General features: G+C 40.0%; 11 protein-coding genes and 1 riboswitch. Of the genes, 5 read left to right on the top strand and 6 right to left on the bottom strand.

Annotated features, from left to right (window positions below):
• The first annotated feature begins 294 nt into the window (after nt 1-294).
• Together A2U94_RS19085 and A2U94_RS19080 are read left to right on the top strand one after the other, a co-directional pair.
• Nucleotides 295-975 (top strand): sensor histidine kinase, encoded by a 681-nt coding sequence (locus tag A2U94_RS19085; RefSeq protein WP_025907308.1) that lies wholly within the window; start codon nt 295-297, stop codon nt 973-975.
• A 13-nt stretch (nt 976-988) separates the two neighbouring features.
• On the top strand, nt 989-1,750 hold the full coding sequence (locus tag A2U94_RS19080) for a LytR/AlgR family response regulator transcription factor (protein WP_025907306.1): 762 nt from the start codon (nt 989-991) through the stop codon (nt 1,748-1,750).
• A gap of 75 nt (nt 1,751-1,825) precedes the next feature.
• Here the strand turns inward: A2U94_RS19080 and lepB are convergent, their stop codons facing one another.
• From lepB to A2U94_RS19055, 5 genes are all read right to left on the bottom strand, one after another.
• Entirely contained in the window at nt 1,826-2,065 is a 240-nt protein-coding gene (lepB, locus tag A2U94_RS19075) for a signal peptidase I (protein ID WP_411831137.1), read from the bottom strand.
• A gap of 42 nt (nt 2,066-2,107) precedes the next feature.
• The gene (gene prpB, locus A2U94_RS19070; protein WP_025907303.1) at nt 2,108-3,022 is read right to left on the bottom strand and encodes a methylisocitrate lyase; all 915 of its coding nucleotides are present in this window, start codon (nt 3,020-3,022) and stop codon (nt 2,108-2,110) included.
• A gap of 16 nt (nt 3,023-3,038) precedes the next feature.
• Nucleotides 3,039-4,475: a bifunctional 2-methylcitrate dehydratase/aconitate hydratase gene (locus A2U94_RS19065; RefSeq protein WP_025907301.1), complete on the bottom strand. Its 1,437-nt coding sequence runs from the start codon at nt 4,473-4,475 to the stop codon at nt 3,039-3,041.
• A 95-nt stretch (nt 4,476-4,570) separates the two neighbouring features.
• Nucleotides 4,571-5,680 (bottom strand): citrate synthase, encoded by a 1,110-nt coding sequence (gene mmgD / locus A2U94_RS19060; RefSeq protein WP_025907299.1) that lies wholly within the window; start codon nt 5,678-5,680, stop codon nt 4,571-4,573.
• Nucleotides 5,670-5,903 carry a hypothetical protein gene (locus A2U94_RS19055; RefSeq protein ID WP_025907297.1) on the bottom strand — a complete coding sequence of 78 codons (234 nt, stop codon included), beginning with the start codon at nt 5,901-5,903 and terminating at the stop codon, nt 5,670-5,672. The genes mmgD and A2U94_RS19055 overlap by 11 nt, the downstream gene beginning before the upstream one ends.
• 164 nt (nt 5,904-6,067) lie before the next feature.
• Nucleotides 6,068-6,266, bottom strand: a riboswitch (cobalamin riboswitch).
• Nucleotides 6,267-6,518: 252 nt separating this feature from the next.
• Here A2U94_RS19055 and A2U94_RS19050 point away from each other — a divergent pair.
• Together A2U94_RS19050 and A2U94_RS19045 are read left to right on the top strand one after the other, a co-directional pair.
• A complete protein-coding gene (locus tag A2U94_RS19050; protein WP_025907295.1) occupies nt 6,519-6,740 on the top strand; it encodes a DUF3923 family protein in 222 nt (73 codons plus the stop codon).
• 82 nt (nt 6,741-6,822) lie between these two features.
• A complete protein-coding gene (locus tag A2U94_RS19045) occupies nt 6,823-7,218 on the top strand; it encodes a (deoxy)nucleoside triphosphate pyrophosphohydrolase (protein ID WP_025907293.1) in 396 nt (131 codons plus the stop codon).
• Nucleotides 7,219-7,237: 19 nt separating this feature from the next.
• Here A2U94_RS19045 and A2U94_RS19040 read toward each other — a convergent pair whose 3' ends face one another.
• Nucleotides 7,238-8,326, bottom strand: coding sequence for a DUF3427 domain-containing protein (locus A2U94_RS19040; RefSeq protein WP_062954762.1), 1,089 nt, complete (start codon nt 8,324-8,326; stop codon nt 7,238-7,240).
• Between the two features lie 177 nt (nt 8,327-8,503).
• On the opposite strand from A2U94_RS19040, the gene A2U94_RS19035 reads away from it, so the two are divergent.
• A partial coding sequence (locus A2U94_RS19035) for a helix-turn-helix domain-containing protein (RefSeq protein ID WP_353611600.1) occupies nt 8,504-8,600 on the top strand: 97 nt, incomplete at its 3' end.

The raw sequence follows: 8,600 nt of genomic DNA, 5'->3' as shown, positions 1-8,600 counted from the left end.
TCGTCTATGCGCACTTCTTTTCGGACGTACTGACCCAGGTACAGCAGCTTTCCCTCAACTAAATCACCTTTTTAAAAAATCGAACCCGCACCAAGGGATCAGTCTGCCCAAAAACAGGTGAATCCCCATTTTTTAAGCATCAACCAGACTCCTTCACCTATTCATCCATTTGAAATTCACGAAAATTTAAACCATCGTGATCAAAAGTTGAAAAACGAAATGATTTTAGTTAGCTATGAATAATTCAGGATTACAGTTGTATCTATCATTTATCTACTATTCTTTTCACAAATTATGCTCAAGCATGAATCTGAACGATTAGAGAAGCTGTTAGAAAAACAGCATGAAGTGGAAATTAAGCGGTACTTTCAAGTTATCAAATCTCAGCGGCATGATTTTATTCATCACCTTCATACACTATACGGATTAATCGCCCAGCAAAAGTTTCAGGATACTGAAGAATATATAGAGGAAGTCATTGAAGATGTGAGAAAAATAAATGAAGTCATTCCTATTCATCATCCAGCCGTTTCGGCTTTACTGTTAACTTTAAAACAGCAAGCATATACCAAAAATATTCAGATGTCCGTAATTGCAAAAGATAATTTAGCCCACATTCCTTGCAAAGTAACCGATATTAATCGCGTACTAGGGAATTTAATTTCAAATGCGATGGATGCTCTAACGCACGATAAAACACAAGATAGCTGGATTGAAGTCTTAATTGAGCTTGAGCATTTATCCAACGAATACATATTTACAGTAACAAATAGTGGAGAAATAGACTCTCACATTGCTTCAAAACTATTTAATAATCAGTTTACAACTAAATCAAATAATCATGAAGGTATTGGTTTAATTGCTACTAAGCGGATTATCGAGAAGTATGAAGGCATGATTTACTTAGAAACAACTAGTAACACTACGGCTTTTATTGCTAGGCTTCCAGCCATGAAAAAGAACAAAGCGATTTAAAGGAGAGAGACGGATGGATAAATATAATGTTTTAACCGTAGATGATCAGGTCCATTGCACGGATATGTTAAAAAATTTATTAACGCAATATCCATTTATTGAAAACATTTATAGTTATTCAGATCCCAGAGACGCACTAGCATTTATACAAACATCAGCGATTGATTTGGTTTTCTTAGATATAGACATGCCTCACATCAATGGTTTAAAGTTGGCCGAGACCATTAAACAGCAATTTCCTGATATTTTATTGATTTTTGTAACGGGTCACTCTGACTATGCTCTACATGGGTATGAATTATATCCTATCGACTTTTTATTAAAGCCTGTAAGCCCCTTACGACTTGAAAAAGCGTTGGTTCAGTTTCGTAACCAGCGCTCAAACAGAACCGTTTCTCAAGAACTTAATTTTGATCGCACACAAGAACAAGCGACAAAGAAAATTACGGTAAGAGACAAAAGCTCCATTCACTTTATTACAATCAATGAAATTAATTTCGTTGAAAAACGAGGCCGAAAATGTATTATTAGCGTAAAGGATAACAAAGAAATTGAATGCAGCAATACACTGAACGAGCTAGAAAAAATGCTAAGCAAACATCATTTTTTCAGACCGCACCAATCATTCTTAATTCCTTTATCAAAAGTAGCTGAAATTAAGCCTGATGAATATATGCGCTCCTATTTAATCGAGCTTGAAAATGTGAATGCTGAAATTCGAGTTAGCAAAAATAAATATAGTGAATTGCGAAATGCTATCAATTCGCACTTATAAGCAAGCTGCATACCTTAGAGAAATGAAAAGACCCCTCTTTATGAGGGATCTTTTCATTAGTTAAACAATTGTTATCTACTCTTTCAGATCAGAACCGATAACCTCCAGCTTCTCTAAAGGCCAGTATGCAAGCTCTGCTTTTCCAACCACTTGATTGTATGGAACGGTGCCAAGCATCGGGGACCTGCTGTCTAGGCTGTTGCGACGGTTATAACCCATGACAAACAGCTGACCTTTTGGTACAACCGTTTCACCCGTATAATCTTCAAGCTTAAAATCTTCTGTAAGAGGTTGTCCCAACAAACCTTTCTTAATTACAGACCCTGATATCTGTAAGAACTTACTACCTTCATGTACCTATGACTTATGCTTTTCCGTAAGAATGGTTTGAGCCAAGTTCTTGTCCAAATGCTCAAAATCATAGTACGAAATGAGGTCGTATAGCTCACTTCTTGTCTGCATATCTCTTATTGCTTCTTTTTGGGTACCTGTCGCCTTGATTAAATCAAATATCCTTTCGTACGCTTTTGCTGCTACGCGAAGCGACGAGACGGGATAAATGACCATCTGAAAGCCCATATTGCTAAATTCTGTTGCTGTATAGTACGGTGTTTTTCCAAACTCCGTCATGTTAGCTAAAAGAGGCGCTTGAATTTGACTTTTGAATGTCCGAAACTCTTCTTCAGAGCCGAGCGCTTCAGGGAAAATAGCATCTGCTCCTGCTTCTACATATGCAGCTGCTCGTTTGACAGCTTCCTCCAGGCCTTCGCTACTGCGAGCATCCGTCCGAGCCACAACAACTAAAGAAGGAGCGACTTCTTTAATTACTCTGATCTTTTGTGCCATTTCTTCTATTGTTACAAGCTGTTTTCCATTGAGATGACCGCATTTTTTTGGAAGCTGCTGATCTTCAATCTGAACGGCTGCTACGCTGGCTTCAACCATTTCTCTAGCAGTACGAGCAGCGTTTAACACGCCACCAAAACCAGTATCAATATCAACCAGCACAGGTAAGTTTGTAGCTCGTATCACGTCTTTCGCCCGATCGGCTAGCTCTGTAGATGTTACAATTCCTAAATCTGGTAGTCCCCGACTTGCCGTATAAGCAGCACCTGATAGGTAAAGTGCTGAAAAGCCAGCTTGCTTAGCCACCAGTGCGGCCATAGCATCATGTGCACCTGGAAGTTGAAGGATTTCTTGCGCATCCATAAGCCGTTGAAATTTAGCAGCTAGCTCCTGTTGAGATAACGGCTGATTGACAATCCACGTCATGTAAGACCCTCCTTATTTAGATCAAAAACAATTGAACAAACTCGTTTACGCTCATGCTTTCAAGCTCCTCTTGGTTATAACAAACTGCTTCAATTTGCTTTTGCTGTTTGAGAGGAAAACGCGTTTTGATATTAGTTGAGAATTTTTCTTTAACCTTTGGAATGGCTTCATCTCTTCTAAAACGGTGCCCTAACGGATATTCACACTCTACTTCCTCTGTTTGTGTACCATCTTTAAAATGAATCTGCACGGCATTTGCAATCGATCTCTTTTTCGGATCCAGGTAGTCTTCGCTATACTGCTTATTTTCAACAACCTTCATCTTGCTGCGCAGCTCGTCAATTCGAGAATCAGATGCGACTTCGTTTTCATAATGATCGGCAACAATTGTTCCTTTAAGGAGACCAATCGCCGTAATATACTGCAAACAATGATCTCGATCGGCCGGATTATGAAGTGGCCCCTCTTTATCAATAATGCGAATCGCAGACTCATGCGTTGTAATTGTAATCGAAGCAATATCGTCTAATCGATTCACGACTTCTCGATGCAGTTTAACCGCACACTCCGCGGCCGTTTGAGCATGAAACTCCGCTGGATAAGACACTTTAAATAGCACATGCTCCATAACATAGGAATCAAGCGGACGACCAAGCGTTACCTGTTTTTTGTTAAATAATACGTCCTGGAACCCCCAATTAGGTGCAGACAACGCAGTGGGATAGCCCATTTCTCCTTTTACTGCCATCATAGCAAGCTGTACGCCTCTGCTTGTCGCATCGCCGGCAGCCCAAGACTTTCTAGAACCGGTATTCGGCGCATGTCTGTAGGTACGTAAGCTTACCGTATCAATCCACGCATTGGACAAAGCGTTAATAATTTCTTCACGCGTTCCTCCAAGCATTTTGGTAACAACTGCAGTCGTGGCAATCTTCACAAACATCACGTGATCTAATCCAACTCGGTTTAAGCTGTTCTCTAACGCCAGCACGCCTTGAATTTCGTGCGCTTTAATCATCATTTCAAGCACATCACGAACGGCCAGCGGCTCTTTCCCTTCTGCTACGCGTACGCGGCTAATGTAGTCAGCTGTCGCTAAAATACCTCCAAGATTATCAGAAGGATGTCCCCATTCTGCCGCTAGCCACGTATCGTTGTAATCCAGCCAGCGGATGATGCAACCAATGTTGAACGCAGCTCGAATTGGATCTAACTCAAATGACGTTCCCGGCACCCGACTGCCATTTGGTACAACTGTTCCTGGAACAATGGGGCCGAGGAGCTTTGTGCACTCTGGATAACTAAGCGCCAGCATCCCGCATCCAATCGTATCAAGCAGGACATAACGAGCGGTTTGGAACGCTTCTAAACTCTTAATCTCTTTATGAAGAACGTAATCTGCGATTTCCTCTAATAAAACATCCGTTTTGACTTGCTCATTCGTTTTCAACATGTGCATCTTTCCTTTCTCCTCAAATTTATTTATGATAGAAATGGGTATTCGCCAAAATATCCATTCGGTGAGTGGCCGTGAACAACCCCAAATTGTTAAAAGCGGCGCTCGCCTACATAATGTACGCGCGGTCTAAAAAGTCGATTATGTTCATGTTGCTCAATAACATGCGCACACAACCCTACCGTTCTAGCACTGAAAAAGATCGGTGTATAAAGTGAAATAGGAATACCAAGCATCCAATAGACAGGTGCTGCGTAGTAATCCAAGTTCGGATAAAGACCTTTTTCACGCTTCATAAGCTCTTCGCCCGCTTCGCACATGCGATAAAGACGATTATCTCCTTGCAGGTCGCATAGCTGTTTGAGCGACTCTTTCATCATTAAAGCCCGCGGATCAATTTTGTTCATATACACGCGATGGCCAAATCCCATGATACGCTCTTTTTTATAAAGCTTAGCGATCAGCAGCTCTTCAAATTTATCTACAGTACCAGCTTCTAAAAGCAGTTCCATTACCGCTTCGTTAGCTCCTCCATGCAGGTTTCCTTTTAAAGAAGCAACCGCTCCTGTCAATGCACCGTATAAATCAGACTGAGTAGAAGAAATGACTCTCGCTGTAAACGTGGAGTTTGGCATCTCATGCTCACTATATAAAACAAGTGAACGATCAAAGATTTGCTCTTCCAGAGATGATGGCTTCTTCCCCGTAATCATGTAAAAGAAATTTGCGCTATACGATAACTCTTTAAGCGGACGAATCGGCTCTTTCTTTTCGATTAAACGGTAGCTGTTCGCCACAATCGCAGGCACTTTGCCTAACAGCTTGTAAGCACGGCTTTTATTTGCCGATAGAGAACGATTATCAAGACTTTTATCAAAGCCTGAAAGAAATGAAATTCCTGTTCGCAAGCCATCCATTGGATGCGTGCCATTAGGGAGTAAGCAAAAGACATCCAACAGTTCATCTGGAATCCCGTACTCCCCTTTTAACATTTCTTCAACTAGTTCCTTCTCGTTAATATTCGGCAGCCTTTCTTCTAGTAAAAGGTAGATCATATCGAGGTAGCTCTTTGATTTTGATAGCTCAATCAGGTCATACCCTTGAATAATAATTTTCCCCTGTTGGGTATCAAGAAATGAAATCTTTGTTTCAGCAGCCACAACGCCTTCAAGTCCCGGAAAAAACCTCGCTTCAGTCTCCATATCTCTTTTCCTCCATTCCAAATATCTCTTCACCTACTGTTTTGTAAGCCTTTTCAATATTGTGTAAAAAAAGAGCCTTCTTTTCAGCATCCCCCCTCTTGTCTACCACAAAATCTCTTAACTCCTGATAATAGTCTGAAAGTGTACAAGGGTTCTCTGCCACTACGTTATTCATAATGCTCGCTTTGAAGTAATTCACAAAATACTCAACTGATCCGTCCACAGCTGCTCACCTCCATCACGCGTACCCGCTAAAAAAGCAATAAAAAAACAACTTCCCAAAGAAGTTGTTAAGCCGCGAGACAATACTCAAATAAACATGTTTTTAAATCATTTTTAAAACATGTTTGTCACTTCGCACTTAACACCCCCTATCCGCGTAGGTATTGATGCATGCTAAAACAGGCAGGTCTCCTGGCTTATGATCATCGCTCTTCGAACCTTCCCATCTTCATTTCCATGAAAACAGTGGCTTTTTCGAATCGCTCCCAAATACAGTTGCGGGACAGCGTCGGATTCCAACCGAACTTCCCTTTTAAGCAGATGAAAGACACCTTTCACCTACACCTGTTTCTACATCGATATTATTTTCACTTTAAACATATCAAATTTTATAAATTTTTACAATTTTTATTTTCATTTCACTTAGCTAACACTGTACAACACTTCATTTTTCAAAGCACTTATCTTATAAATCCATTTATAACCTCTCTAGCAAAATCATAAATAAAATATAGAAAAACTGTTTTTTGTTAATTATTGGATAACAATTCCTGTATAATAAAGGAAAAACTTAAAAGTAAATTTGCTTTATGCCAAAGATGAAAGGAGCGATTTCATGAAAAAACGATGGATCTCCTGGTGGATTACGAACTGTTTTTGGGCCATGCTATTTGTTTTAGGCACTATTATGGTATGGACGCGAAAAGTGGACGGAGCGGGTGCCATTCAAACCCCTGAAATTAAACTATTATCCTTTATTGTGTTAGTGCTTGCCTTTGTCATTCCGCTTGTGATTCAAGGTGTGTGGCTTGTTGTTAATGTAAGAACGAGTAAATGAAACCCACCTCTCAATTCCGATCTTATAATCTCCCACTCTCCTATGTTATGATGAAACAAAACAGCTGTAAGGAGAATGAACCGTGAAGAAAAAAATAAAGGTCGTTGCCGCCGTTATTGAAAATGATCAAAACGAAGTCCTCTGTGCCCTCCGTTCAAACGACATGTCTCTACCGAACATGTGGGAATTTCCTGGTGGGAAAGTAGAAGAAGGCGAAGATATTTACTCTGCGATTGTGAGAGAAATCGAAGAAGAGCTTCACTGTAAAATCAAAGCAACGGAGCTACATAACGAACACACCCATGAATACGATACGTTTATTATTGAGCTCATTGCGATTAAAGCTGAAATTGTTGAAGGTACACCGCAGCCCACTGAGCATGCCAAGCTTGTTTGGTTAAACAAAGAAAATCTAGATTCACTTGTCTGGGCACCGGCGGACGTTCCGGCGGTTGAACTATTAGTAGAAAAGAAATAGCCTTCTCGCGATGAGAAGGCTATACTCTTTCCGTAAACTCCGTATACAGAAACGCTGGAATTTCATTTTCTAATTCTAAGATTACCGTAATCGGCTTTTCCCCGTGGTACTCAACCGTATTTCCTTTACCGATATAAATAAACGGTTCAGTCTTACCATCCATCTCACGATATTTTCGTACAAATAGATGCAGGTGAATACCTCTGTCTTTGTTAAATATAATATTCTTTCCTCGCTCAGACTTTTGGGTCGTACTGTTTGGCGTTTGCCAGTGGAACGTGCGCTTATCGATGAACTTATCCTGATAGTTAATGCTTTCTTTAATATCTTCTTCCTTATGAAGATCAATAAATAAGAAAAACTCTTTATCATTTGTCAATAAGCCAGAACCACGAAACGAGCTGTGCGTTTTCCGGTAGTTAGATAGTAGCGCTGGGTCCATCATTGTGTACTGTTCATACAGCTTTAAGTGCGGTACGCCGTAATCTCGTTTACCAAACTCTTTCTCGTAGCGGAAAATGCCGTAATCAATCGCATCTTTAATAAACGGCTTAAACTGGTCGTTATGTAAAACATTCGCAAAGCGCTCCGTTTTCACCGCTTCTTCTCCGTTAAAATCAATTAGCTTTAACTTAGAACGAAGCTGTCCACTATCATAGTACGCTTGATTTAATACTTCAAACGCGTGCCTTACCGTATCTTCTTCCACATCCTCTACGTATTTCAAGATTTCTTGATTGGCTTGCTTCAGCGAAACTTTGTCATGACTTAGTAAATATTTTAAAATCACAAACTCGTACACGCGCTTGATTGGTAGCTTACTAGACAACTCCTTAAAGGCACTTTCAAAGTCTTCATGAAGTAACAGAGTTTTCAGCTGGTTGTCTTTTTCGGTTTTCGCTACAAACTGAAGATATGACTTTTCTTTATTGATAAACTTCACTGGGTCAGGCGCTCCATCAAACTTTAAATAGTCCATCAGGTAATACGGAATTATGCCTTGATTTAATTTTTTAAATTCGTTGTACTCTTCTCTCAGGTACTTCAGCGAATTGAAGTTTTCACGGTCAATTTGCGCTAAAATTCGGTCGCGTGATATCTCATCCATTTGAATATGTGTAGCACCTGGAATGCTGTGACTGCTAGAATAAAGTGTACAGTTTTTGCTTGATAAGATGAAACGCTTATTTACCCAAATATACCAGCAAAAAATATCAACCTATCACTGTAAAATGATCATAGTTCATACTTGCAGTGGAGGTTAGCGAAGGTGGATAAGTGGGAAATGTACATGGAGATAAAGCAATTATTAAAGCAAGGATTTAGTCAGACAAAGATAGCTGAAAAGTTAGGGGTTTCTCGAACAACTGTTTACAGGCACT

The organism is Bacillus sp. VT 712 (genome assembly GCF_001614195.1).
GTDB classification, from domain to species: domain Bacteria; phylum Bacillota; class Bacilli; order Bacillales; family Bacillaceae_H; genus Priestia; species Priestia flexa.
This window is presented reverse-complemented; position numbering and strand designations above follow the sequence as displayed.

What these genes read in the sequence shown, in the direction of transcription:
- A2U94_RS19085 (WP_025907308.1), top strand. Translation starts at nt 295, where the DNA reads ATGCTCAAGCATGAATCTGAACGATTAGAGAAGCTGTTAGAAAAACAG.
- A2U94_RS19080 (WP_025907306.1), top strand. Translation starts at nt 989, where the DNA reads ATGGATAAATATAATGTTTTAACCGTAGATGATCAGGTCCATTGCACG.
- prpB (WP_025907303.1), bottom strand. Translation starts at nt 3,022, where the DNA reads ATGACGTGGATTGTCAATCAGCCGTTATCTCAACAGGAGCTAGCTGCT.
- A2U94_RS19065 (WP_025907301.1), bottom strand. Translation starts at nt 4,475, where the DNA reads ATGTTGAAAACGAATGAGCAAGTCAAAACGGATGTTTTATTAGAGGAA.
- mmgD (WP_025907299.1), bottom strand. Translation starts at nt 5,680, where the DNA reads ATGGAGACTGAAGCGAGGTTTTTTCCGGGACTTGAAGGCGTTGTGGCT.
- A2U94_RS19050 (WP_025907295.1), top strand. Translation starts at nt 6,519, where the DNA reads ATGAAAAAACGATGGATCTCCTGGTGGATTACGAACTGTTTTTGGGCC.
- A2U94_RS19040 (WP_062954762.1), bottom strand. Translation starts at nt 8,326, where the DNA reads ATGGATGAGATATCACGCGACCGAATTTTAGCGCAAATTGACCGTGAA.